General features: G+C 59.9%; 24 protein-coding genes. 15 read left to right on the forward strand and 9 right to left on the reverse strand.

The window, feature by feature from the left end; genetic code table 11:
* The first annotated feature begins 33 nt into the window (after nt 1-33).
* A complete protein-coding gene (gene zapE / locus ACZRMO_RS00895; RefSeq protein WP_207040079.1) occupies nt 34-1,128 on the forward strand; it encodes a cell division protein ZapE in 1,095 nt (364 codons plus the stop codon).
* A 60-nt stretch (nt 1,129-1,188) separates the two neighbouring features.
* Here zapE and ACZRMO_RS00900 read toward each other — a convergent pair whose 3' ends face one another.
* Nucleotides 1,189-1,461, reverse strand: coding sequence for a hypothetical protein (locus tag ACZRMO_RS00900; protein WP_463971602.1), 273 nt, complete (start codon nt 1,459-1,461; stop codon nt 1,189-1,191).
* Between the two features lie 241 nt (nt 1,462-1,702).
* The gene (locus ACZRMO_RS00905) at nt 1,703-2,623 is read right to left on the reverse strand and encodes a GlxA family transcriptional regulator (protein WP_177325302.1); all 921 of its coding nucleotides are present in this window, start codon (nt 2,621-2,623) and stop codon (nt 1,703-1,705) included.
* A gap of 220 nt (nt 2,624-2,843) precedes the next feature.
* Here ACZRMO_RS00905 and ACZRMO_RS00910 point away from each other — a divergent pair, with 220 nt between their 5' ends.
* Nucleotides 2,844-3,980: an acyl-CoA dehydrogenase family protein gene (locus ACZRMO_RS00910; protein WP_463971603.1), complete on the forward strand. Its 1,137-nt coding sequence runs from the start codon at nt 2,844-2,846 to the stop codon at nt 3,978-3,980.
* Nucleotides 3,981-4,133: 153 nt separating this feature from the next.
* On the opposite strand, the gene ACZRMO_RS00915 is transcribed toward ACZRMO_RS00910, so the two are convergent.
* Entirely contained in the window at nt 4,134-5,174 is a 1,041-nt protein-coding gene (locus tag ACZRMO_RS00915; RefSeq protein WP_463971604.1) for an NADP(H)-dependent aldo-keto reductase, read from the reverse strand.
* A gap of 248 nt (nt 5,175-5,422) precedes the next feature.
* On the opposite strand from ACZRMO_RS00915, the gene rplM reads away from it, so the two are divergent.
* The 8 genes from rplM to ACZRMO_RS00955 all read left to right on the forward strand — a co-directional run bounded on the left by rplM (nt 5,423) and on the right by ACZRMO_RS00955 (nt 11,217).
* Entirely contained in the window at nt 5,423-5,851 is a 429-nt protein-coding gene (gene rplM, locus ACZRMO_RS00920; protein ID WP_003171742.1) for a 50S ribosomal protein L13, read from the forward strand.
* A gap of 14 nt (nt 5,852-5,865) precedes the next feature.
* Nucleotides 5,866-6,258, forward strand: coding sequence for a 30S ribosomal protein S9 (rpsI, locus tag ACZRMO_RS00925; protein ID WP_003216038.1), 393 nt, complete (start codon nt 5,866-5,868; stop codon nt 6,256-6,258).
* 266 nt (nt 6,259-6,524) lie between these two features.
* The gene (petA, locus tag ACZRMO_RS00930; protein ID WP_124527487.1) at nt 6,525-7,118 is read left to right on the forward strand and encodes a ubiquinol-cytochrome c reductase iron-sulfur subunit; all 594 of its coding nucleotides are present in this window, start codon (nt 6,525-6,527) and stop codon (nt 7,116-7,118) included.
* Nucleotides 7,118-8,329, forward strand: a complete 1,212-nt coding sequence (locus ACZRMO_RS00935; protein ID WP_017734511.1) for a cytochrome b — start codon at nt 7,118-7,120, stop codon at nt 8,327-8,329. Before petA ends, ACZRMO_RS00935 begins: the two co-directional genes overlap by 1 nt.
* A complete protein-coding gene (locus ACZRMO_RS00940; RefSeq protein WP_017734512.1) occupies nt 8,329-9,111 on the forward strand; it encodes a cytochrome c1 in 783 nt (260 codons plus the stop codon). The genes ACZRMO_RS00935 and ACZRMO_RS00940 overlap by 1 nt, the downstream gene beginning before the upstream one ends.
* A 149-nt stretch (nt 9,112-9,260) precedes the next feature.
* Entirely contained in the window at nt 9,261-9,878 is a 618-nt protein-coding gene (locus ACZRMO_RS00945; RefSeq protein ID WP_084376331.1) for a glutathione S-transferase N-terminal domain-containing protein, read from the forward strand.
* Nucleotides 9,879-9,895: 17 nt separating this feature from the next.
* A complete protein-coding gene (locus ACZRMO_RS00950) occupies nt 9,896-10,312 on the forward strand; it encodes a ClpXP protease specificity-enhancing factor (protein ID WP_124527486.1) in 417 nt (138 codons plus the stop codon).
* 158 nt (nt 10,313-10,470) lie between these two features.
* The gene (locus ACZRMO_RS00955) at nt 10,471-11,217 is read left to right on the forward strand and encodes a FadR/GntR family transcriptional regulator (RefSeq protein ID WP_305432724.1); all 747 of its coding nucleotides are present in this window, start codon (nt 10,471-10,473) and stop codon (nt 11,215-11,217) included.
* Between the two features lie 12 nt (nt 11,218-11,229).
* On the opposite strand, the gene ACZRMO_RS00960 is transcribed toward ACZRMO_RS00955, so the two are convergent.
* On the reverse strand, nt 11,230-11,433 hold the full coding sequence (locus tag ACZRMO_RS00960) for a hypothetical protein (RefSeq protein ID WP_463971605.1): 204 nt from the start codon (nt 11,431-11,433) through the stop codon (nt 11,230-11,232).
* A gap of 276 nt (nt 11,434-11,709) precedes the next feature.
* Nucleotides 11,710-12,864 (reverse strand): phospholipase, encoded by a 1,155-nt coding sequence (locus ACZRMO_RS00965; protein ID WP_463971606.1) that lies wholly within the window; start codon nt 12,862-12,864, stop codon nt 11,710-11,712.
* Between the two features lie 235 nt (nt 12,865-13,099).
* Here ACZRMO_RS00965 and kdgD point away from each other — a divergent pair, with 235 nt between their 5' ends.
* The 5 genes from kdgD to ACZRMO_RS00990 all read left to right on the forward strand — a co-directional run bounded on the left by kdgD (nt 13,100) and on the right by ACZRMO_RS00990 (nt 19,740).
* Entirely contained in the window at nt 13,100-14,011 is a 912-nt protein-coding gene (kdgD, locus tag ACZRMO_RS00970; protein ID WP_124527484.1) for a 5-dehydro-4-deoxyglucarate dehydratase, read from the forward strand.
* Between the two features lie 54 nt (nt 14,012-14,065).
* A complete protein-coding gene (locus tag ACZRMO_RS00975; RefSeq protein ID WP_463971607.1) occupies nt 14,066-15,511 on the forward strand; it encodes an aldehyde dehydrogenase family protein in 1,446 nt (481 codons plus the stop codon).
* A gap of 183 nt (nt 15,512-15,694) precedes the next feature.
* Complete coding sequence (locus ACZRMO_RS00980) at nt 15,695-17,059, forward strand: MFS transporter (protein ID WP_017738782.1); 1,365 nt, start codon at nt 15,695-15,697, stop codon at nt 17,057-17,059.
* Nucleotides 17,060-17,070: 11 nt separating this feature from the next.
* Nucleotides 17,071-18,624 (forward strand): galactarate dehydratase, encoded by a 1,554-nt coding sequence (gene garD, locus ACZRMO_RS00985; RefSeq protein WP_463971608.1) that lies wholly within the window; start codon nt 17,071-17,073, stop codon nt 18,622-18,624.
* A gap of 174 nt (nt 18,625-18,798) precedes the next feature.
* On the forward strand, nt 18,799-19,740 hold the full coding sequence (locus ACZRMO_RS00990) for an AEC family transporter (protein ID WP_463971609.1): 942 nt from the start codon (nt 18,799-18,801) through the stop codon (nt 19,738-19,740).
* A 134-nt stretch (nt 19,741-19,874) separates the two neighbouring features.
* On the opposite strand, the gene ACZRMO_RS00995 is transcribed toward ACZRMO_RS00990, so the two are convergent.
* From ACZRMO_RS00995 to gatB, 4 genes are all read right to left on the reverse strand, one after another.
* Complete coding sequence (locus ACZRMO_RS00995) at nt 19,875-20,258, reverse strand: carboxymuconolactone decarboxylase family protein (RefSeq protein WP_124527480.1); 384 nt, start codon at nt 20,256-20,258, stop codon at nt 19,875-19,877.
* A complete protein-coding gene (locus ACZRMO_RS01000) occupies nt 20,255-21,301 on the reverse strand; it encodes a calcium/sodium antiporter (RefSeq protein ID WP_463972112.1) in 1,047 nt (348 codons plus the stop codon). Before ACZRMO_RS01000 ends, ACZRMO_RS00995 begins: the two co-directional genes overlap by 4 nt.
* A 57-nt stretch (nt 21,302-21,358) precedes the next feature.
* The gene (locus tag ACZRMO_RS01005) at nt 21,359-21,730 is read right to left on the reverse strand and encodes a septal ring lytic transglycosylase RlpA family protein (RefSeq protein ID WP_463971610.1); all 372 of its coding nucleotides are present in this window, start codon (nt 21,728-21,730) and stop codon (nt 21,359-21,361) included.
* 127 nt (nt 21,731-21,857) lie between these two features.
* On the reverse strand, nt 21,858-23,303 hold the full coding sequence (gatB, locus tag ACZRMO_RS01010) for an Asp-tRNA(Asn)/Glu-tRNA(Gln) amidotransferase subunit GatB (RefSeq protein WP_463971611.1): 1,446 nt from the start codon (nt 23,301-23,303) through the stop codon (nt 21,858-21,860).
* Between the last annotated feature and the right edge of the window lie 6 nt (nt 23,304-23,309).

Below are 23,309 nucleotides of genomic sequence, written 5' to 3' on the forward strand. Positions count from 1 at the left end.
ACGGCCCGTTTTTGTTGCCTTGCTAACGAAATTATGACGCCCCTAGAACGATATCAAGCTGATCTGAAACGCCCTGAATTCTTCCATGACGCTGCCCAGGAAACGGCGGTGCGTCACTTGCAGCGCCTGTACGACGACCTCGTCGCGGCCTCGCAAAGCAAGCCGGGAATGTTCAGCAAGCTGTTTGGCAAGAAAGACCACACGCCGGTCAAAGGCCTGTACTTCTGGGGTGGCGTCGGCCGGGGCAAGACTTACCTGGTAGACACTTTCTTCGAAGCGCTGCCGTTCAAGGAAAAGGTCCGCACCCACTTCCACCGCTTCATGAAGCGCGTGCACGAAGAGATGAAGACCCTGCCGGGCGAGAAAAACCCGCTGACCATCATCGCCAAGCGCTTCTCCGACGAAGCGCGGGTGATCTGCTTTGATGAATTCTTCGTCTCCGACATCACCGACGCCATGATCCTCGGCACCTTGATGGAAGAGCTGTTCAAGAACGGCGTGACCCTGGTTGCCACCTCGAACATCGTGCCGGACGGCCTGTACAAGGACGGCCTGCAACGCGCACGCTTCCTGCCAGCCATCGCGCTGATCAAGCAGAACACCGAGATCGTCAACGTCGACAGCGGCGTCGACTACCGTCTGCGTCACCTCGAGCAAGCGGAGCTGTTCCACTTCCCGCTCAACGAAGCGGCGCACGAAAGCCTGCGCAAGAGCTTCCGCGCCCTCACGCCGGAATGCACCCAGGCGGTGGAAAACGACAAGTTGATGATCGAGAACCGCGAAATCATTGCGCTGCGTACGTGCGATGACGTGGCGTGGTTCGACTTCCGCGCCCTGTGCGACGGCCCGCGCAGTCAGAACGACTACATCGAACTGGGCAAGATCTTCCATGCGGTGATCTTGAGCGGCGTGGAGCAGATGAGCGTGACCACCGACGACATCGCGCGACGGTTTATCAACATGGTCGATGAGTTCTACGACCGCAACGTGAAACTGATCATCTCGGCGGAAGTAGAGCTGAAGGACCTGTACACGGGTGGGCGCTTGAACTTCGAGTTCCAGCGCACCCTGAGTCGCTTGCTGGAAATGCAGTCCCACGAGTTCCTGGCGCGTGGGCACAAGCCTTAAGTAATCGCGTCGTCGTGTAAAAAGGCCCGCGCAGTGAAGCGGGCTTTTTTATGTCGAGCGTTAAAAAAGGATTTGCTCCGAATCCTCTTGGGGGAAGGTGGGCGGCGACACCTGAGTCCAAACCTGGTTTTTTTGTCTATAGACTGAACCGTCGGGATTTATCTTGAAGGTCTCCTTGTCCTCTTTGTTCTCCTTATCTTGCATCTTCTTGTCCTCTTCCTCCTTGTTCGAGCATTGTTCCGTGCTGCTCTCGGTGGGCTTATCGCCCTCCGCAGTGTTGTTCGAATATGTGGCTGTGGCCGGGCTGAAAGAGCGGTTCTCGATCGATTGCATGATTAAGTCCTCGTGCAAGTCTGAGCTGAATGGATTTGACGAAACCCATTGCTCTGCGGGGTTCAATCCCGTCAAGCATTGGGTTTTCCATCGCTCATGCTGCCAGTACCCTCAGCGTGACTGGTTGGTCTTTCTCCGGTCTCGCTGTGGGAAAAGGTAGTTTTGCAGGAGGGCATGTAATCGGTGCATCCCTGCAGCATCGGGCTGTTGCAGGGGGGGCGTTCACGGCACCGGCGTGGGGTTACGCAGCCTGCTGGAACTGCTGCCGATACTGGTTCGGCGACAGCTCCGTGTGCTGCCTGAACAATCGCGCAAAGAAACTCGCATCGTCATACCCCACCTCATAACTGATGGTCTTGATGCTCTTGCGGCTGCCCGAAAGCAACCCCTTGGCCGTCTCGATACGCAGGCGTTGCAGATAGTGCAGCGGCTTGTCACCGGTCGCCGTCTGGAAGCGCCGCATGAAATTGCGGATGCTCATGCCATGTTCGCGGGCGACGTCTTCGAAGCGGAATTTGTCGGCGAAGTGTTCTTCGAGCCAATGCTGGATCTGCAGGATGATCACGTCCTGATGCAGCTTCTGCCCACCAAAACCGATGCGTCCTGGCGCGTAGCTGCGCTGCACTTCGTAGAGGATATCGCGGGCCACGGCCTGGGCGATGTTGGCGCCGCAGAAACGTTCGATCAGGTAGATGTAGAGGTCGCACGCCGAGGTGGTGCCGCCGGCGCAATACAGGTTGTCGGCGTCGGTGAGGTGCTTGTCCTGGTTGAGCTGGACCCTCGGGAAGCGTTCGCTGAAGGCGTTGAAGAAGCGCCAGTAGGTGGTCGCCTCCTTGCCATCGAGCAAGCCGGCTTCGGCCAGCCAGAACACCCCGGTGGCTTCGCCGCAGAGCACGGCGCCGCGTGCGTGTTGTGCGCGCAGCCACGGCAGTACTTGTGGGTAGCGGGTGCAGAGGGCGTCGAAGTCGTCCCAGAAGGCCGGTAGCACGATGATATCGGCGTCTTCCAGGCCGCCGTCCACCGGCATGATCACATCGCTGAAGCTACGCACTGATTGCCCGTCGGGGCTGACCAGGCGCGTTTCGAACGCTGGGGTCAGGCCCAGGCCTTGTTGCTTGCCGTAACGCAGGCTCGCGAGGTGGAAGAAATCCTTGGCTTGCATGAGGGTGGAAGCGAATACCCGATCAATGGCCAAAATGCTGACGCGCCGCAAGGGCGTGGAGATTTGGTTAGACATAATTTCATTTATTCTTATAGGGGAAAGTGGTCACCAGACGGCTGGATCGTCTTATTTTTTGTCGCATGTGTCCAGTGTCCTGTGATGCCTTCGCGGCATAGTCTCTGTGGGCTTGTTTTTGTCCGACAATCCCCGCAGGTGAGCCATGATCCCCAGAACCTTGTACAGCCCGGAACACGAACTCTTTCGCGAGAGCGTGCGCACCTTCCTCGAAAAACACGCCGCGCCGTTCCATGGGCAATGGGAGAAACAGGGCTATATCGACCGCGATTTGTGGAGCAAGGCGGGGGAGGCGGGGATGTTGTGTTCCCATCTGCCGGAGGCATACGGCGGCCTGGGCGCGGACTTTCTCTACAGCGCGGTGGTGATCGAAGAGGTCAGCCGCCTGGGCTTGACCGGCATCGGCTTTTCCCTGCATTCGGACATCGTTGCGCCGTATATCCTGCATTACGGCAGTGAGGCGCTGAAGCACAAGTACCTGCCCAAGTTGATCTCCGGCGAGATGGTCACGGCCATTGCGATGACCGAACCGGGCGCCGGTTCCGACCTGCAAGGGGTCAAGACCACCGCCGTGCTGGACGGTGATGAGTACGTGATCAACGGCTCCAAGACCTTTATCACCAACGGTTACCTGGCCGACCTGGTGATCGTCGTCGCCAAGACCGATCCCAAGGCCGGCGCCAAGGGCACCAGCCTGTTTCTGGTGGAAGCCGACACGCCGGGCTTTGCCAAGGGCAAGCGCCTGGAGAAGGTCGGCATGAAGGCGCAGGACACCTCAGAGCTGTTTTTCCAGGACGTGCGTGTGCCCAAGGAAAACCTGTTGGGCCAGGCCGGCGCGGGCTTTGCGTACTTGATGCAGGAGCTGCCCCAGGAGCGTTTGACCGTGGCCATCGGTGCCGTGTCATCTGCCGAGGCCGCGCTGGAATGGACCCTGGACTACACCCGCGAGCGCAAGGCGTTTGGCAAGGCGATTGCGGATTTTCAGAACACCCGCTTCAAGCTGGCGGAGATGGCCACCGAGATTCAGATCGGCCGCGTGTTTGTGGACAAGTGCATGGCGTTGCACCTGGAGGGCAAGCTGGATGTGCCTACCGCTGCGATGGCCAAGTATTGGGCCACGGACCTGCAATGCAAGGTGCTCGATGAGTGCGTGCAACTGCACGGCGGCTACGGCTTCATGTGGGAATACCCGATTGCGCGGGCCTGGGCGGATGCGCGGGTGCAGCGGATTTATGCGGGGACCAATGAGATCATGAAGGAGATCATTGCGCGGGCGCTCTGATCGTTCCCACCCTCTGCGTGGGAATGCCGCCCTGGAGGCTCCGCGTCCCCTTTTAAAGTCCTGACGCGGAGCGTCACAAGAGGCGTTCCCACGCAGAGCGTGGGAACGATCATGTGGGAGCTGGCTTGCCTGCGATGGCGGCCTACAGGTCAATCAAGGCGCAGGGTTCGGATGATCCTTCTGAATCGCCTCAATCCCCTCCAATACCTCTTTCGACAGTTTCAGGTCGGCACTGGCAATGTTGCTATCCAGCTGCTCCAGCGACGTCGCCCCAATGATATTGCTGGTCACAAACGGTTGTTGCGTCACAAACGCCAACGCCATCTGCGCCGGGTCCAGACCATGCTCGCGCGCCAGCGCCACGTAACGGCTGCACGCCGCTTCCGACTGCGGGTTGAAGTAGCGGCTGAAGCGGCTGTATTCCGTCAGGCGCGCCTTGGCCGGGCGTGCGCCGCCTTCATACTTGCCACTGAGCATGCCGAACGCCAGGGGCGAGTAGGCCAGCAGGCCGCATTGCTCGCGAATCGCGATTTCCGCCAGGCCTACTTCGAAGCTGCGGTTGAGCAGGTTGTAGGGGTTCTGGATCGACACGGCGCGAGGCCAGCCACGGGCTTCGGCCAGGGCGAGGAACTTCATGGTGCCCCATGGGGTTTCGTTGGACAGGCCGATATGGCGGATCTTGCCGGCCTTCACCTGTTCGTCCAGCGCTTCGAGGGTTTCCTCCAGCGGGGTGAGGTTGTCTTCGTCCTTGTGCTTGTAGCTCAACTGGCCGAAGAAGTTGGTGCTGCGCTCCGGCCAGTGCAACTGGTAGAGGTCGATCCAGTCGGTTTGCAGGCGCTTGAGGCTGGCATCCAGGGCTTGGCCGATGTGTTTGCGGTTGTGGCGCAGGTGGCCGTCGCGGATGTAGTCGATGGTGTTGCCGGGGCCGGCGATCTTGCTGGCGAGGACCCAGTCGGCGCGATCACCACGGCTTTTGAAGTAATTACCGATGTAGCGCTCGGTGGTGGCATAGGTGTCGGCCTTGGGTGGCACCGGGTACATTTCCGCCGTGTCGAGGAAGTTGATCCCCGCGCCTTTGGCCCGCTCAATCTGGGCGAAGGCCTCTGCCTCGCTGTTCTGCTCGCCCCAGGTCATGGTGCCCAAGGCTATCGCGCTCACGTTCAGATCCGTACGGCCCAGCTGTCGATAATCCATCGGGTACTCCTTCAGGGAAAACAATCATAAAAGCAGGTTGAATTTTTTTTCGCAATCTGCATAATTGCCCACCTCTTTCTGCAGTGGAAGTGATGCGCCGCCTGCCGAAGAATCTTGCCGTTGAACGGACGCGCCGACCCGAGCCCCCGATAGCGTCTGTATCCGGCTGCCTTTGACTTGTCAAAGTACGCACTATTCAGTAAGATCCGCCGTCTAATTTACAGGGCGGCCCCTGAGGCTATTAAAGAATGACAACTTTTACTGCAAAACCGGAAACAGTTCAGCGCGACTGGTTTGTCGTCGACGCCGCTGGTCAGACCCTGGGTCGTCTGGCCACTGAAGTCGCCAGCCGTCTGCGTGGCAAGCACAAGCCTGAGTACACCCCTCACGTTGACACCGGTGACTACATCGTGATCATCAACGCTGAGCAGGTACGTGTTACCGGCAACAAAGCGCAAGACAAAATGTACTACCGTCACTCCGGTTTCCCAGGCGGTATCAAGTCTTCGAACTTCGAAGGCCTGATCTCCAAGAAGCCTGAAGCCCCGATCGAAATCGCGGTCAAAGGTATGCTGCCTAAGGGCCCACTGGGTCGCGATATGTTTCGCAAGCTGAAAGTCTATGCGGGCGCTGTACACCCTCATGCTGCTCAGCAGCCCCAAGAACTGAAGTTTTAACGGAATAGTTCATTATGTCGGCGACTCAAAATTACGGCACTGGCCGTCGCAAAACCGCAACCGCACGCGTTTTCCTGCGTCCGGGCACTGGTAACATCTCGATCAACAACCGCACTCTGGAAAACTTCTTCGGTCGCGAAACTGCCCGCATGGTAGTTCGTCAGCCGCTGGAACTGACCGAGACCGTTGAGAAGTTCGACATCTACGTCACCGTTATCGGTGGCGGTGTAAGTGGTCAAGCTGGCGCAATCCGCCACGGTATCACTCGCGCTCTGATGCAGTACGACGAAACCCTGCGTGGCGCTCTGCGCAAAGCTGGCTTCGTGACTCGCGATGCCCGTGAAGTTGAACGTAAGAAAGTCGGTCTGCGTAAAGCGCGTAAGCGTCCGCAGTACTCGAAGCGTTAATTCGCTTTACGTTCCACAAAAACGCCCAGCCTCCTCACGGAGCTGGGCGTTTTTTATTGCCTGCGATTTATGCACAAATTTGTGCGTGACAACTTGCCACATCCGTAGACCCCCTATACTACAAGGCCTGGAGGCTGAGCCCTGGGCAATTACCTTGTCAACCGTGGGGCTTTTCATTACCATTCGGCAAAATTTTTATAAGTAAAGATTCAACACTTAGTAGACGCCTGATTTAACAGGCCAAAAAGCTGATGGGAGAGGACTGAATGAGCAATGACGGCGTGAATGCAGGCCGGCGTCGCTTCTTGGTAGCAGCCACATCCGTGGTGGGTGCTGCAGGAGCGGTGGGGGCTGCGGTCCCGTTCGTGGGGTCATGGTTTCCCAGTGCCAAGGCGAAAGCCGCAGGTGCACCGGTGAAGGTGAATATCAGCAAGATCGAGCCAGGCCAGCAGATGATTGCTGAGTGGCGCGGCCAGCCGGTCTTCATTGTTCGTCGTACCGAGGAAATCCTGGGGAATCTCAAGAAGATCGAAGGCCAGTTGTCTGACCCGACATCCGAGAAGTCCGACCAACCCGCCTACGCCAAAAACGAAGCGCGTTCGATCAAGCCAGAAATTCTGCTGCTGGTCGGTCTTTGTACTCACCTGGGTTGCTCGCCTACCTTCCGCCCGGAAGTCGCTCCGGTCGATCTGGGCAAGGATTGGGTCGGTGGTTATTTCTGCCCTTGCCACGGCTCGCACTACGACCTCGCCGGTCGCGTCTACAAGTCCCAGCCTGCTCCCCTGAACCTGCCCGTGCCTCCGCATACCTACGAAACTGACGACCTCATTGTCATTGGCCTCGATAAGGAGAACGCGTGATGAGCAAGTTCATGGATTGGGTGGATGCGCGCTTCCCCGCCACAAAAATGTGGGAAGACCATCTCAGCAAATATTACGCACCAAAAAACTTCAACTTCTTCTACTTCTTCGGCTCGTTGGCACTGCTGGTGCTGGTCAACCAGATCGTCACTGGCGTCTGGCTGACGATGAGCTACACGCCGTCGGCAGAAGAAGCGTTCGCTTCCGTTGAATACATCATGCGTGACGTCGAGTACGGCTCGATCCTGCGCCTGCTGCACTCCACCGGCGCCTCGGCGTTCTTTATCGTCGTCTACATGCACATGTTCCGTGGCCTGCTCTACGGCTCGTACCAGAAGCCTCGTGAGCTGGTGTGGGTGTTCGGCATGCTGATCTACCTGGCGCTGATGGCTGAAGCGTTCATGGGTTACCTGCTGCCGTGGGGCCAGATGTCGTACTGGGGTGCCCAGGTGATCATCTCGCTGTTTGGTGCGATCCCGGTGATCGGCAACGACCTGACCCAGTGGATCCGTGGTGACTACCTGATCTCCGGCATCACCCTGAACCGCTTCTTTGCCTTGCACGTGGTGGCCTTGCCGATCGTGATCCTCGGCCTGGTGGTGCTGCACATCCTGGCGCTGCACGAAGTCGGTTCCAACAACCCGGATGGCGTGGACATCAAGAAGCACAAGGACGAGAACGGCATCCCACTGGATGGCATTCCGTTCCACCCGTACTACACCGTCAAGGACATTGTCGGCGTGGTCGTGTTCCTCTTCGTGTTCTGCTCGATCGTGTTCTTTTTCCCGGAGATGGGTGGTTATTTCCTGGAGAAACCTAACTTCGAACAGGCCAACGCCTTCAAGACACCTGAGCACATTGCCCCGGTCTGGTACTTCACGCCGTTCTACGCGATCTTGCGCGCGATCCCGGACAAACTCATGGGCGTGATCGCCATGGGCGCGGCCATCGCTGTGCTGTTCGTGTTGCCTTGGCTCGACCGTAGCCCGGTCAAGTCCATGCGCTACAAGGGCTGGCTGAGCAAGATCTGGTTGTGGGTGTTCTGCATTGCCTTCGTGATCCTGGGCGTGTTGGGCGTATTGGCGCCAACCCCTGAGCGTACGTTGCTGTCGCAGGTGTGCACCTTCCTGTATTTCGCCTACTTCATTCTGATGCCGTTCTACACCCGGCTTGAGAAGACCAAACCGGTACCGGAAAGGGTGACTGGCTGATGAAAAAATTATTCGTTGCATTGATGCTTGCGGCCCTGCCGCTGCTGTCCTTCGCTGCCGAACACGGCGGCCCGGAGCTGGAAAAAGTCGATATCGACGTGTCGGATAAAGCCGCCCTGCAAGACGGCGCGCGGACGTTCGCCAACTACTGCATGGGCTGCCACAGCGCCAAGTTCCAGCGTTATGAGCGGGTTGCCGATGACCTCGGTATCCCACACGAAGTGATGCTGGAGAAACTGGTGTTCACCGGCGCCAAGATCGGCGACCACATGAACATCGGCATGAAGCCTGCCGACGCCAAGGCCTGGTTCGGTGCTGCACCGCCCGACCTGACCCTGGTGGCACGCGTACGTGGCACCGACTGGCTGTACGGCTACCTGAAATCCTTCTACGAAGACCCGGCGCGCCCGTATGGCGTGAACAACAAGGTCTTCCCGAACGTCGGCATGCCTAACGTTCTGGTCGGCCTGCAGGGTCGCCAAGTGGTAGGATGCAAGCAGGTTCAGGTCGTCGAAGACGGCAAGAAGCAATATGACCCGTTGACCGGTACGCCTTTGACTCACGAAGCGTGCGATCAACTGACCATCGTGCCCAAGACCGGCGCGCTGAACGAAGAGCAGTTCGACGAGAAAGTGAAAAATCTCGTGACCTTCCTGGCCTACTCGGCCAACCCGGTCAAACTGCAGCACCAGCGCATCGGTACCTACGTCTTGCTGTACCTGGCTTTCTTCTTTGTATTCGCCTATCTGCTCAAACGTGAATACTGGAAGGATGTGCATTGATCCAACCGTAAGCAATTGCTGTTAATCTTGCGCGCCCAGCGGCATCTCTGAATACGTAGCAGCCTGTTTGAACCGGTTGTTACAGAGATGCTCCCTGGGCGCGCTCGTTTTTGAGCTTTCGATAATTTCAACAAGCGAGGAGGACCGCCATGGGCGTGACCAATCGGTTGGCCTGTTACTCCGACCCCGCCGACCACTATTCCCACCGAGTACGTATCGTGCTCGCAGAGAAGGGTGTCAGCGCCGAGATCATCAGTGTGGAGGCGGGCCGTCAGCCGCCGAAACTGATCGAAGTGAACCCCTACGGCAGCTTGCCCACCCTGGTCGATCGTGACCTGGCGTTGTGGGAGTCGACCGTGGTGATGGAATACCTGGATGAGCGTTACCCGCATCCGCCTTTGCTGCCGGTGTACCCGGTGGCACGTGCCAACAGCCGCCTGCTGATCCATCGGATCCAGCGTGACTGGTGCGGGCTGGTGGATGTGATTCTGGATTCGCGTTCCAAAGAAGCCGCTCGGGTGCAGGCGCGCAAGGAATTGCGCGAGAGCCTGACTGGCGTTTCGCCGCTGTTCGCCGATAAACCTTTTTTCCTCAGCGAGGAACAAAGCTTGGTGGATTGCTGCCTATTACCGATACTCTGGCGCTTGCCGATTCTCGGTATTGAACTGCCGCGGCCAGCCAAGCCGCTGCTTGATTACATGGAGCGCCAGTTTGCGCGTGAGGCTTTCCAGGCGAGTCTGTCTGGTGTCGAACGCGATATGCGCTAAGGCTTAAGGAGCCGCTGATGAACTCCAGTCGACCTTACCTGGTCCGCGCGCTCTATGAGTGGATTGTGGACAACGATTGCACCCCGCACATGCTGGTCAATTCCGAATTTCCTGCGGTTCAGGTACCGCAGGGTTTTGCCAGTGACGGGCAGATTGTGCTGAACGTATCGCCCAGTGCCGTGCGCCACCTGCACATGGACAACGAAGCGGTGAGCTTCGAAGGGCGTTTCGGCGGTGTGCCGCATACGCTGTTCGTGCCGATTGGCGCCATTCTCGGGATCTACGCCCGGGAGAACGGCCAAGGCATGGTGTTTGATCTGGAGTCGCCGTTCGACGGCGATGAATCGATCGAAGGCGATGACGACGGTGATCTGCCACCGGATGCCGAGCCACCGCGTCCAAGCGGCCGGCCGAGCCTGAAAGTGGTGAAGTAAACGGCGGTCGCCCTCGGGCACGCCTGAAAAATGCCTCGGCTTGTGCCGGGGCATTTTTTTGCGCCCAGGATATGGATGAAAGTCGTGTACGGACGGTGATCGTACAACCGCCATGGGCTATGATGCCTGCTCAAGTTCGCCGAGAAAGATGATTCATCATGGAAAACACCAACACCGCCCCTCGTCTTCCCCGCAAGCGCCGCAGCCTTGCCCAGGAATTGGTCACGGTGTTGTCCGAGCAAATCCGCGACGGCGAACTCAAGCGCGGTGACAAGCTGCCCACCGAGTCGGCGATCATGGAAGCCCACGGGGTCAGCCGCACCGTCGTACGTGAGGCCATCTCGCGCTTGCAGGCGGCGGGGCAGGTGGAGACCCGTCACGGCATCGGCACCTTTGTGCTGGATACGCCAAGCCCGAGCGGCTTCCGTATCGACCCGGCCACGGTGGTGACCCTGCGTGATGTGCTGGCAATCCTGGAGTTGCGGATCAGCCTGGAAGTCGAGTCCGCTGGCTTGGCTGCATTGCGCCGCACCGACGAACAACTGGCGACCATGCGCGCCGCCCTCGACGCCCTGAATGAAAGCGCAGCGCATGCCGGTGATGCGGTGGCGTCCGACTTTGCTTTCCACCTGGAAATTGCCCTGTCCACCGGCAACCGCTACTTCACCGACATCATGACCCACCTGGGCACCAGCATCATTCCGCGTACGCGCCTGAATTCCGCACGCCTGGCCCATGATGACCAGCAGCACTACATGGGGCGCCTGAGCCGTGAGCACGAAGAAATCTACGAGGCGATTGCCCGTAAGGATTCGGATGCGGCGCGGGCGGCGATGCGGTTGCATTTGACCAATAGCCGGGAGCGGCTGCGCCATGCCCATGAAGAGGCAGAGTCGCAGCGATAGCAACGGGGGATTTCAGGCGGGTTCCATGTCGTACTCAATACCGACTACGACGTCATCTTCCATGACGAACGTTTTGCTGTTTACACGGAACCTGGTGCCGTCTTGAACGACAAAGTCGCCTACCGCGATAATCTCGCTGACGTCAACGCAACCCTCTTGGGTTTGGGGCTGGTTGATGCCGTTGACCTTAAAAGTGAGTTTGGGTTTGCTCGCCATCGTTGCACCTCATTGATTGTTAAAACAATGTTGCCTCTCCAGGTGCTTACGCTGCTTAGCCATACTTGGCTGAACACTGGAGAGCCAGTGGCAACGTTAGGATTATCTGAAATTGGGCGACACTGTCAGAATTGACAGTGTCGACGAATGGCTTTTGATCGTTCCCACGCTCTGCGTGGGAACGCCTCCCCGGACGCTCCGCGTCCTGGTAGCGCAAGGTGACGCGGAGCGTCATTGGATGCATTCCCACGCGGAGCGTGGGAACGATCATCTGGGTCAGGCAGGATGATTCGGCTTGTAGTCCTTGAGCAACAGATACGTACTCCACCCCCACCAATCATCCGTCCAGCGCTTGTCGTTCAAGTCATTCACTTCCTTGCGCCGCAGCACCTTGTCTCCTTCCATCTTGAACAGCGGCGAAAAGTTGTTCGCCGGGTTTTGCGCGGCGTTCAAGTCCGGCACATACAAGGGCGCCTTGAAGTTGGCCGGGGAGGGCGCCACGCCGCTGATAAAGGTGTCGAAGATTTCATCCGCCGAAGCCTGCACCGCACGTTTGACCTGCACCCGATTGTCCGCATCGATGGCATCGAAGTAGCGCTTGTCCCCATAGGCATGCCATTGCTCCCCGAGGGCATTGCGCACTTTGAGCCCGAACTTGCTGTCTTCATCGTGCATGAAGCGGCTGATCAGCGAGCCCAATTCCCCCGGCGTCACCACCGCTGCCAATTGCTTGCGTGGCACTCGCAAGTGCCCGGCAGAAAACAGGTCGGTCAAAAAGTGATCAGCAAAACTGTTCATGGCATAGGCCAGTTCCAGTGCTTGGTCGGTGCCGGTCTGGTGAGCTACGACGGCTTGTTGCAGCGCCGCCGTATGCCCCGCCAGATACGCCGACAGCGCCCATTCACCAAAGTGGTCGGCATTTTCCGCCGCCAGTTTCAAGTAGCGCCCCAATGGCACCAGCGCCGAAACCGCACTGCCGCCACCGGTGATACGGTTCCACTCCTCGGACAACGTATCACCCAGCGCGTCGTAGGCCTCATGGGCTTGCTTGCCGTCCCTGATCGCCTGGTTGACCGCGTTGATCTCCTTTTGCATCACCGCGAGGATCTTGCGCGCTTCTTCCCGCGACGCTGGCAAAACCGCCAGCGAGTTGAATGCGGCGGTGAAGCGTTGCACGCGGTCGGTGGGGGAGTTGCCATCGCTGATGGGTTGACCGGGAACGCCATAGAAGTCGCCGCCCAGGGCGATCACTTGGCCGTAGGTCAACGCCAGGCCGTTGGGCAGGTGCAGCTCGACTTGTCGGGCGGGGATGGCTGGGGCGTCCTTGGCGAAACGCAACAGGGTGTCGTCGCCGATGGCGGTGTGTTCGCCGCCTTCGAAGCGCAGGATCGGTAGGTGTTTTGCGGGTGCTGCGAGTTCAAGACCTGACATGTTAGCTCCTTGCTATGTCGTAGGAATCTTCCGTAATAACTGTATGTATATACAGTTCATGCCAGCATAGAGGAATAATTTCCTACGTCAAGAAGGCAGGTAACACATCGAGCCCTGGACGGACCTCGACGAATTGCAGTTGACGAATCTTTTTATAGTTGTACGATGACGTACGACATCACCAAAACCAACAACAACCTTTCGACAGAAAGTCTTCGCCCAGGGTGTTCGAATAATGAATCCACAAGAACTGAAGTCCATCCTCTCCCACGGTCTGCTGTCTTTCCCCGTGACCGATTTCAATGCGCAGGGTGACTTCCACCAGGCGGGCTACATCAAGCGTCTGGAATGGCTGGCCCCCTACGGCGCCACGGCCCTTTTCGCTGCCGGCGGCACCGGTGAGTTTTTCTCCCTCGCCGCCAGCGAATATTCCCAAGTAGTGAAAACCGCGGTTGATACCTGCGCCACCAGCGTGCCAATCCTCGCCGGTGTGGGCGGTTCGACCCGCCAGGCCATCGAGTACGCCCAGGAAGCCGAGCGCCTGGGGGCCAAAGGCCTGCTGCTGCTGCCGCACTACCTCACCGAAGCCAGCCAGGACGGGGTTGCCGCCCACGTTGAAGCGGTGTGCAAGTCGGTCAAGATTGGTGTGGTGGTTTACAACCGCAACGTCTGCCGCCTCACCGCGCCACTGCTGGAACGCCTGGCCGAGCGCTGCCCGAACTTGATCGGCTACAAAGACGGCCTGGGCGACATTGAGTTGATGGTCTCGATCCGCCGTCGCCTCGGTGACCGTTTCAGCTACCTCGGCGGCCTGCCGACTGCAGAGGTTTACGCCGCTGCCTACAAGGCCCTGGGTGTGCCGGTGTACTCCTCGGCGGTGTTCAACTTCATCCCGAAAACCGCGATGGATTTCTACCACGCCATTGCCCGCGAAGATCACGCCACCGTCGACAAGATCATCGATGACTTCTTCCTGCCGTACCTGGACATCCGTAACCGCAAGGCTGGCTATGCCGTGAGCATCGTCAAGGCGGGCGCCAAGATCGTCGGCTACGACGCAGGCCCCGTGCGCACCCCGCTGACCGACCTGCTGCCGGAAGAATACGAAGCCCTGGCCGCGCTGATCGACAAGCAAGGCGCGCAATAAACTATCTACAAGGCCGCTGAGAGATCAGCGGCCTTTTGCGTCAGGAGAAGATTCGTGTCCCAAGCCCAGCGTTTTGAAAACTACATCAACGGCCAATGGGTGGCCGGTGCCGACTATTGCGTCAACCTCAACCCGTCGGACTTGTCCGATGTGATTGGCGAATATGCCAAGGCCGATGTCGGCCAAGTCAACGCCGCCATCGAGGCGGCACGCGCCGCGTTCCCGGCCTGGTCCACCTCCGGGATTCAGGCGCGCCACGATGCCCTGGATAAAGTCGGCAGCGAAATTCTCGCCCGCCGCGAAGAGCTCGGCACCTTGCTGGCCCGGGAAGAGGGCAAGACCCTGCCCGAAGCCATTGGCGAAGTGACCCGCGCCGGTAACATCTTCAAATTCTTCGCCGGTGAATGCCTGCGTTTGTCCGGCGACTACGTGCCCTCGGTGCGCCCGGGCGTCAACGTTGAAGTGACCCGCGAAGCCCTTGGCGTGGTAGGCCTGATCACCCCCTGGAACTTCCCGATTGCGATCCCTGCGTGGAAAATCGCCCCGGCCCTGGCCTACGGCAACTGCGTGGTGATCAAACCTGCCGAACTGGTGCCGGGCTGTGCGTGGGCCCTGGCGGAGATCATCTCCCGCGCGGGCTTCCCGGCAGGCGTGTTCAACCTGGTGATGGGCAGCGGCCGTGTGGTCGGCGATGTGCTGGTCAACAGCCCGAAAGTCGATGGCATCAGCTTCACCGGCTCCGTCGGTGTGGGGCGTCAGATCGCTGTCAGCTGTGTGTCGCGCCAGGCCAAGGTGCAGTTGGAAATGGGCGGCAAGAACCCGCAGATCATTCTCGACGACGCCGACCTCAAGCAGGCCGTCGAGCTGTCGGTGCAGAGCGCGTTCTACTCCACCGGCCAGCGTTGCACCGCCTCCAGCCGTCTGATCGTCACTGCTGGGATTCACGACCAGTTCGTCGCGGCGATGGCTGAGCGCATGAAGTCGATCAAGGTCGGCCACGCGCTGAAAAGTGGTACCGACATCGGCCCGGTGGTTTCCCAGGCTCAGTTGGATCAGGACTTGAAGTACATCGACATCGGCCAAAGCGAAGGCGCGCGGCTGGTGAGCGGTGGCGGCCTGGTGACCTGCGACACCGAAGGTTACTACCTGGCGCCGACGCTGTTTGCCGACAGCGAAGCCGCCATGCGCATCAGCCGCGAAGAGATCTTCGGCCCGGTGGCCAACGTGGTGCGCGTGGCGGACTACGAAGCGGCACTGGCCATGGCCAATGACACCGAGTTCGGGTTGTCGGCGGGCATTGCCACGACGTCGCTCAAGTATGCCAACCACTTCAAGCGCCACTCCCAGGCCGGGATGGTGATGGTCAACCTGCCGACTGCCGGTGTGGACTATCACGTTCCATTTGGTGGCCGTAAGGGTTCATCCTATGGTTCGCGTGAGCAAGGTCGCTATGCGCAAGAGTTCTACACCGTGGTGAAGACCAGTTACATCGGTTCGTAAGACGCAACACCTGTAGGCGCCGGTTCCTGTGGGAGCTGGCTTGCCTGCGATACAGGCACCTCGGTGTGTCCGGCACACCGCGGTGATGCTATCGCAGGCAAGCCAGCTCCCACAGACAGCGGTCCTCAGTGGCAACAACAAATAATTACCCGCAAAAAAAATAATTAGTGGGAGTACTTCTACATGCAAGCGACCAAGCCGACCCACGTCCGCTATTTGATATTGCTCATGCTGTTCCTGGTGACCACGATCAACTACGCCGACCGGGCCACCATCGCCATCGCGGGCTCCAGCCTGCAAAAAGACCTCGGCATCGACGCGGTCACCCTCGGTTACATCTTCTCTGCATTCGGTTGGGCCTACGTGGCCGGGCAAATTCCCGGCGGCTGGCTGCTGGACCGGTTCGGTTCGAAAAAAGTCTATGCCCTGAGCATCTTCACCTGGTCACTGTTCACCGTGCTGCAAGGCTATGTCGGTGAGTTCGGTGTCTCCACCGCCGTGGTTGCGCTGTTTATGCTGCGCTTCATGGTGGGCCTGGCCGAAGCGCCGTCGTTTCCCGGAAACGCCCGTATTGTCGCGGCGTGGTTTCCTACTGCCGAGCGCGGTACGGCTTCGGCGATCTTCAACTCGGCGCAGTACTTCGCCACGGTATTGTTTGCACCGCTGATGGGCTGGATCGTCTACAGCTTCGGTTGGCAGCACGTGTTTATCGTGATGGGCGTGATCGGCATTATCTTCTCGCTGATCTGGCTGAAAGTTATCCACAGTCCGCGCCAGCATCCGCTGATCAACGAAGCCGAGTTCAACCATATCGCCGCCAATGGTGCGATGGTGGATATGGACCAGGACAAGGGCAAAGGTAAAAAAACTGACGGTCCGAAGTGGGATTACATCCGCCAACTGCTGACCAACCGCATGATGCTCGGCGTGTATCTGGGCCAATACTGCATCAATGGCATCACCTACTTCTTCCTGACCTGGTTCCCGGTGTACTTGGTGCAGGACCGTGGCATGACCATCCTCAAGGCCGGTTTTATCGCCTCGTTGCCGGCGATCTGCGGCTTTATCGGCGGTGTGCTCGGCGGGGTGATTTCCGACTACCTGCTGCGCAAGGGCCATTCGCTGACCTTCGCCCGCAAGGCGCCGATCATCGGTGGCCTGCTGATCTCCAGCAGCATCGTGGCCTGTAACTACGTGGATATCGAATGGATGGTGGTGGGCTTCATGGCCTTGGCCTTCTTCGGTAAAGGCGTTGGCGCACTGGGTTGGGCGGTGGTGTCCGACACTTCGCCGAAACAAATCGCCGGCCTCAGTGGCGGCTTGTTCAACACCTTCGGTAACCTCGCGTCGATCACCACGCCGATCGTCATCGGCTACATCATCAGCACCACTGGCTCGTTCAAATGGGCCTTGGTGTTCGTCGGCGCCAACGCGTTGGTGGCGGTGTTCAGCTACCTGGTCATCGTTGGCCCGATCAAACGCGTGGTGCTCAAAGAGCCACCAACCAAGGGCCCAGAGCTGACCCAACTTACCGAAGCGCACTCCTGAGGGGCGATGTAATGCAGTTGATTGAACATGCCGACTCGCCGCGCTCCATTCGTTTGCATGAGCGCGACAACGTAGTGATCGTGGTCAACGACCAGGGCGTTCCGGCCGGGACCGAGTTCCCGGACGGCCTGGTGACCGTGGATTTCATCCCCCAGAGCCATAAGGTGACCCTGGAGGATATCCCCGAGGGCGGTCAGATTATTCGCTATGGCCAGACCATCGGTTACGCCTTGGCGCCGATTCCCCGCGGCAGTTGGGTCCAGGAAGATCAACTGCGCATGCCCACTGCGCCGCCGCTGGACAGTTTGCCGCTGTCCACCGAGGTGCCGCCAACCCAGGCGCCGTTGGAGGGGTTTACCTTCGAGGGTTATCGCAACGCCGACGGCACCGTGGGCACGCGTAATATTCTCGGCATCACCACCACGGTGCAATGCGTCACGGGGGTGCTGGACCATGCGGTCAAGCGCATCAAGGACGAGTTGCTGCCCAAGTACCCCCATGTCGATGACGTGGTGGCGCTGACCCACAGTTACGGCTGCGGCGTGGCGATTACTGCGACGGATGCCTACATCCCGATCCGCACCGTGCGCAACCTGGCGCGCAACCCGAACCTGGGCGGCGAAGCCCTGGTGATCAGCCTGGGCTGCGAGAAATTGCAGGCCGGGCAGGTGATGCACGACAACGACAGCTCGGTGGACCTGAGCGAGCCGTGGTTGTACCGGTTGCAGGACTCCAGCCACGGCTTTACCGAGATGATCGAACAGATCATGGAACTGGCCGAGACGCGCTTGAAGAAGCTCGACCAGCGCCGCCGCGAAACCGTACCAGCGTCGGAGCTGATCCTAGGCATGCAGTGCGGTGGCAGTGATGCATTTTCCGGCATCACTGCCAACCCGGCGTTGGGTTATGCCTCGGACTTGCTGCTACGGGCCGGAGCGACAGTGATGTTTTCCGAAGTGACTGAAGTCCGCGATGCGATATACCTGCTGACTTCACGCGCCGAGAGCAAGGAAGTCGCCCAAGAGCTTGTCAGGGAAATGGACTGGTACGACCGGTACCTGGCCAAGGGCGAGGCCGATCGCAGCGCCAACACCACGCCGGGTAACAAGAAGGGCGGGTTGTCGAACATTGTCGAGAAGTCCTTGGGCTCCATCGTCAAGTCCGGCAGCAGCGCGATCAACGGCGTGCTTGGCCCGGGCGAGCGTTTCAAGGGCAAGGGCCTGATCTTTTGCGCGACGCCGGCCAGCGACTTTGTGTGCGGCACCTTGCAGTTGGCAGCGGGGATGAACCTGCATGTGTTCACCACCGGGCGTGGCACGCCTTACGGGCTGGCGATGGCGCCGGTGGTGAAGGTGTCGACGCGTACGGAATTGGCGCAGCGCTGGCCGGACTTGATCGATATCGATGCCGGACGCATTGCCACGGGGCGTGCGAGCATTGAGGAGTTGGGGTGGGAGTTGTTCCACTTTTACCTGGATGTGGCCAGCGGCAAGAAGCAGACGTGGGCGGAGCGGCATAAGCTGCATAACGACATTACCCTGTTCAACCCGGCGCCTATCACCTGAGACCGAGTCGCCTGCTTCGCGAGCAAGCCCGCTCCCACATTTGACCGCATTCCAAAGGTGGAACTCGGTCAAATGTGGGAGCGGGCTTGCTCGCGAAGGCGTCTTACCAGGCGCTACAGGCCAGCATGGCTTATCATTAGCCACCTAACGACGCTCACCAAGGTTCTCCCCGGCATGCTGGCAATTTTCCTCACCACCCTGTCCATCACCGCGCCGGTGTTTGCCATGCTGTTTCTGGGTGTGCTGCTCAAGCGCATCGACTGGATCAACGATAACTTTATCCACACGGCGTCGTCCCTGGTGTTCAACGTCACCATGCCGGCGCTGCTGTTCCTGGGCATCCTGCATGCCGACCTGCACTCGGCGCTCAAGCCGGGCTTGCTGATCTACTTCGCTGTCGCCACCTTGCTCAGTTTTGCCCTGGCCTGGGGCTGGGCGATCTGGCGCTGCCCGCGTGAAGACCGCGGCATCTACACCCAAGGCGCGTTTCGCGGTAATAACGGCGTGATCGGCCTGGCGCTGGCGGCCAGCATGTACGGTGATTACGGCATCTCCCTCGGCGCGATCCTCGCCGCGCTGGTGATCCTGTTCTACAACACCCTTTCGACCATTGTGCTGGCGGTGTACAGCCCGGTGATCAAGTCCGACCCGTGGAGCATCTGCAAGAGCGTGGTGGCCAACCCGTTGATCATCAGCGTGATCGTCGCCACGCCGTTCGCGGTGTTCAAGATTGGCTTGCCGGGGTGGCTGGAGTCGTCGGGCCGCTACCTGGCGGACATGACTTTGCCGCTGGCGCTGATCTGCATTGGTGGCACCTTGTCGCTGGCAGCGTTGCGCAAAAGCGGCGGCATGGCCTTGAGTGCGAGCCTGGTGAAGATGATCGGTTTGCCTCTGGTGGCCACGCTGGGCGCCTGGCTGCTGGGGTTCCGGGGGCCGGAGCTGGGGATTCTGTTCTTGTACTTCGGTGCACCGACGGCAGCGGCCAGTTTTGTGATGGCCAGGGCGGCTGAGGGCAATCATGAGCTGGCGGCGGCGATTATTGTGATTACTACGCTGATGGCGGCGGTGACGACGAATATCGGGATCTTTGTGTTGCAGGCGGGGGGCTGGATCTGAGTTTTTGCGTGTCTGTGAGGGCCAATCGCAGGCAAGCCAGCTCCCACAGTTGACCGAGTTCCAACATGAGAATGCGGTCAACTGTGGGAGCTGGCTTGTCGGGTCGCCGCATCGCTGCGATAGCTATCTAGCAGTCACTGTTGATCAGCCTGATACGCCTCGATCACTTCCTGCGCCGCCCGAAACGCATCAATCGCCGCCGGCACACCCGCATACACCGCGCAATGCAGCAATGCCTCGCGAATCTCCTCCACGGTACAGCCATTGTTCAACGCGCCGCGCACGTGGCCCTTGAGTTCCTGCGGGCACTTGAGCGCAGTGAGAGCGGCGAGGGTGATCAGGCTGCGGGTTTTCAGCGGCAACCCCTCGCGATTCCACACACCGCCCCAGGCGTGCTCGTTGACGAAATCCTGCAACGGCTGGGTGAACTCAGTGGCATTGCCCAGGGCGCGGTCAACGAACACATCGCCCATGACCTGGCGACGCATCTCAACCCCGGACTTTTTCTGATCGGTCATTGCGATTCCCTCTTGTGTTGGCGGCGCCAGGCTCGCAGCGTGCTGAACAACAGGAAAGCCACCAGCACTGGCAGGACGTAATAAAGCATCAGGTGTTCAAGCTTGGTGGCCAGGGGCATGCCGGTGGTGAATGACATCACATGCAGCCCATACGCCAGGTACAGCCCCAGCAGCACCAGGCCTTCTGCGCGGGTCACGCGGTAGCCGGTGTAGAACACCGGCAGGCACAACACCAGCGCGGCGAGCATCACCGGCAGGTCGAAGTCCAGGGCATTGGGCGAGACCGACAGCGGCGTCGGCGCCACCAGCGCGGTAAACCCCAGCACGCCGAGCAGGTTGAACAGGTTGCTGCCGATCACGTTGCCCACCGCAATGTCCCGCTCGCCGCGCAGGGCGGCGATCAACGAGGTGGCCAGGCAGGGCAGGGAGGTGCCGACGCCGATCAACGTCAGGCCGATGACCCGTTCCGACAGCCCCAGGTCGCCGGCCACATCCACCGCCGCGCCCAGCAGCAAGTGCCCGGCCAGCACCAGTACGAGAAAGCCGCCGAACATCAGCAGCACGCTGCTCAGCCAGGGCGCCTTGGCCACCGTGTCCAGGGTGCGCGGGCGGCGGGAGTGGCGGGTCTGGTAGTGCAACACGCCGAGGTAGGCGAGCAGGGCCACCAACAGCAGCGAGCCGTCGGCGGGCGTGAGCGCTTCATTGGCGGCGAGGGTAAATACCAGCAGGCCCGCGATGATCATCACCGGGATATCCAGGCGCACCAGCTGGCGCGAGACCCGCAGCGGAATGATCAGCGCCGACAGGCCCAGGGTCACCAGGATGTTGAAGATGCTGCTGCCGATTACGCTGCCCACGGCGATATCGGTGTTGCCGGCCAGGGTGGCTTGCAGGCTGACGGTCATCTGCGGCGCGCTGCTGCCGAAGGCGACGATGGTCAAGCCGATGATCAACGGCCGCACCTTGAGGCTGGCAGCCAGGCGCACGGCGGCACGCACCAGGATTTCTGCGCCGGTGATCAGCAATAGCAAGCCGCTGACCAGTTCCAGCAGGCTCCAGGGCGAGAGGGCAGTTAATCCGAAAATGGCCAGGGCTCCGTGTTAGTTGCTCAGGGCTTGCACGCGCACCCGCGCGGTGCCGCTGTTGAGCATACCGAGCTGCTCGGCAGCCTTGCGTGAAAGATCGATCAAGCGCCCACGGGTATGCGGGCCGCGATCGTTGATGCGCACCACCACGGATCTGTCGTTGTTGAGATTGGTCACCTTGACCTGGGTGCCGAACGGCAATTGCCGGTGGGCGGCGGTCAGGGCGTTCTGGTTGAAGGGTTCACCGCTGGCGGTTTTTTTGCCGTGGTGTTTGGCGCCGTAATAGGAGGCGGTGCCGGTTTCGTCGTAGCCGTTGGGGTTGACGAGGCCGCTGGCGCAGCCAGTCAGAAGGGAAAAAAGAGCCAGGAGGCCGAATAGACGCTTCATGCAAGGTATCCCCAGGATCGCTCCCACGCTCTGCGTGGGAGTGCAGCCCGTGACGCTCCGCGTCACAAAAGCGGACGCGGAGCGTCCAGTGATGCGTTCCCACGCAGAGCGTGGGAACGATCAGGTGTCAGCCTTCGAGCTTGCTTTTCAGCAATTCGTTCACCTGTTGCGGGTTGGCCTTGCCTTTGGAGGCTTTCATCGCCTGGCCCACAAAGAAGCCGAACATCTTGCCACGCTTGGCTTCGTCTGCCGCGCGGTATTGCTCGACCTGCTCGGCGTTGGCCGCGAGCATTTCATCCAATACGGCGGAAATCGCGCCGCTGTCGGTGACTTGCTTGAGGCCGCGCTTGTCGATGATTTCGTCAGCGCTGCCTTCGCCTGCCGCCATGGCTTCGAACACGGTCTTGGCGATCTTGCCGGAGATGGTGTTGTCCTTGATGCGCAGCAGCATGCCGCCCAACTGCTCGGCAGTGACCGGGGCTTCGTCGATTTCCAGGCCCTGTTTGTTCAACAGGCTGCCCAGCTCAACCATCACCCAGTTGGCCGCCAGCTTGGCGTCACCGGCAATGCTCACGACTTTTTCGAAGTAGTTGGCTTGTTCTCGGCTGGAGGCCAGGACGCTGGCATCGTAGACCGACAGGCCGAACTGCTCCTGGAAGCGCTCGCGTTTCTGCTGCGGCAATTCCGGCAGGGTAGCGCGCACGTCATTGAGGAACGAGTCCTCGATGACCACCGGCAACAGGTCCGGGTCGGGGAAGTAACGGTAGTCGTTGGCTTCCTCCTTGCTGCGCATGGCGCGGGTTTCGTCTTTGTTCGGGTCGTACAGGCGGGTCTGCTGGATGACCTTGCCGCCGTCTTCGATCAGCTCGATCTGGCGACGCACTTCGCTGTTGATCGCCTTCTCGATGAAGCGGAACGAGTTGACGTTCTTGATCTCGCAGCGGGTGCCGTACTCGGCCTGGCCCTTTGGGCGGATCGACACGTTGCAGTCGCAACGCAGCGAGCCTTCGGCCATGTTGCCGTCGCAGATGCCCAGGTAACGCACCAGCGCGTGGATGGTCTTGACGTAGGCCACGGCTTCCTTGGCGCTGCGCATGTCCGGCTCGGAGACGATCTCCAGCAGCGGCGTGCCGGCACGGTTCAGGTCGATACCGGTGGCGCCCGGGAATTCTTCATGCAGGCTCTTGCCAGCATCTTCTTCCAGGTGCGCACGAGTTACGCCGACGCGCTTGATGGTGCCGTCTTCCAGGGGGATGTCCAGGTGGCCCTTGCCGACGATCGGCAGTTCCATCTGGCTGATCTGGTAGCCCTTGGGCAGGTCCGGGTAGAAGTAGTTCTTGCGCGCGAACACGTTGTGCTGGCCGATCTCGGCGTCAATCGCCAAGCCGAACATCACCGCCATGCGCACCGCTTCCTGGTTCAGCACCGGCAAGACGCCGGGCATGCCCAGGTCGACCAGGCTGGCCTGGGTGTTCGGCTCGGAGCCGAACGTGGTGGCGCTACCGGAGAAAATCTTCGATTGGGTGGCGAGCTGGGTATGAATCTCCAGCCCGATCACGACTTCCCATTGCATAGTGTT

It is taken from the genome of Pseudomonas sp. B611, assembly GCF_055407965.1.

What these genes read in the sequence shown, in the direction of transcription:
- zapE (WP_207040079.1), top strand. Translation starts at nt 34, where the DNA reads ATGACGCCCCTAGAACGATATCAAGCTGATCTGAAACGCCCTGAATTC.
- ACZRMO_RS00900 (WP_463971602.1), bottom strand. Translation starts at nt 1,461, where the DNA reads ATGCAATCGATCGAGAACCGCTCTTTCAGCCCGGCCACAGCCACATAT.
- ACZRMO_RS00905 (WP_177325302.1), bottom strand. Translation starts at nt 2,623, where the DNA reads ATGCAAGCCAAGGATTTCTTCCACCTCGCGAGCCTGCGTTACGGCAAG.
- ACZRMO_RS00910 (WP_463971603.1), top strand. Translation starts at nt 2,844, where the DNA reads ATGATCCCCAGAACCTTGTACAGCCCGGAACACGAACTCTTTCGCGAG.
- ACZRMO_RS00915 (WP_463971604.1), bottom strand. Translation starts at nt 5,174, where the DNA reads ATGGATTATCGACAGCTGGGCCGTACGGATCTGAACGTGAGCGCGATA.
- rplM (WP_003171742.1), top strand. Translation starts at nt 5,423, where the DNA reads ATGACAACTTTTACTGCAAAACCGGAAACAGTTCAGCGCGACTGGTTT.
- rpsI (WP_003216038.1), top strand. Translation starts at nt 5,866, where the DNA reads ATGTCGGCGACTCAAAATTACGGCACTGGCCGTCGCAAAACCGCAACC.
- petA (WP_124527487.1), top strand. Translation starts at nt 6,525, where the DNA reads ATGAGCAATGACGGCGTGAATGCAGGCCGGCGTCGCTTCTTGGTAGCA.
- ACZRMO_RS00935 (WP_017734511.1), top strand. Translation starts at nt 7,118, where the DNA reads ATGAGCAAGTTCATGGATTGGGTGGATGCGCGCTTCCCCGCCACAAAA.
- ACZRMO_RS00940 (WP_017734512.1), top strand. Translation starts at nt 8,329, where the DNA reads ATGAAAAAATTATTCGTTGCATTGATGCTTGCGGCCCTGCCGCTGCTG.
- ACZRMO_RS00945 (WP_084376331.1), top strand. Translation starts at nt 9,261, where the DNA reads ATGGGCGTGACCAATCGGTTGGCCTGTTACTCCGACCCCGCCGACCAC.
- ACZRMO_RS00950 (WP_124527486.1), top strand. Translation starts at nt 9,896, where the DNA reads ATGAACTCCAGTCGACCTTACCTGGTCCGCGCGCTCTATGAGTGGATT.
- ACZRMO_RS00955 (WP_305432724.1), top strand. Translation starts at nt 10,471, where the DNA reads ATGGAAAACACCAACACCGCCCCTCGTCTTCCCCGCAAGCGCCGCAGC.
- ACZRMO_RS00960 (WP_463971605.1), bottom strand. Translation starts at nt 11,433, where the DNA reads ATGGCGAGCAAACCCAAACTCACTTTTAAGGTCAACGGCATCAACCAG.
- ACZRMO_RS00965 (WP_463971606.1), bottom strand. Translation starts at nt 12,864, where the DNA reads ATGTCAGGTCTTGAACTCGCAGCACCCGCAAAACACCTACCGATCCTG.
- kdgD (WP_124527484.1), top strand. Translation starts at nt 13,100, where the DNA reads ATGAATCCACAAGAACTGAAGTCCATCCTCTCCCACGGTCTGCTGTCT.
- ACZRMO_RS00980 (WP_017738782.1), top strand. Translation starts at nt 15,695, where the DNA reads ATGCAAGCGACCAAGCCGACCCACGTCCGCTATTTGATATTGCTCATG.
- garD (WP_463971608.1), top strand. Translation starts at nt 17,071, where the DNA reads ATGCAGTTGATTGAACATGCCGACTCGCCGCGCTCCATTCGTTTGCAT.
- ACZRMO_RS00990 (WP_463971609.1), top strand. Translation starts at nt 18,799, where the DNA reads ATGCTGGCAATTTTCCTCACCACCCTGTCCATCACCGCGCCGGTGTTT.
- ACZRMO_RS00995 (WP_124527480.1), bottom strand. Translation starts at nt 20,258, where the DNA reads ATGACCGATCAGAAAAAGTCCGGGGTTGAGATGCGTCGCCAGGTCATG.
- ACZRMO_RS01005 (WP_463971610.1), bottom strand. Translation starts at nt 21,730, where the DNA reads ATGAAGCGTCTATTCGGCCTCCTGGCTCTTTTTTCCCTTCTGACTGGC.
- gatB (WP_463971611.1), bottom strand. Translation starts at nt 23,303, where the DNA reads ATGCAATGGGAAGTCGTGATCGGGCTGGAGATTCATACCCAGCTCGCC.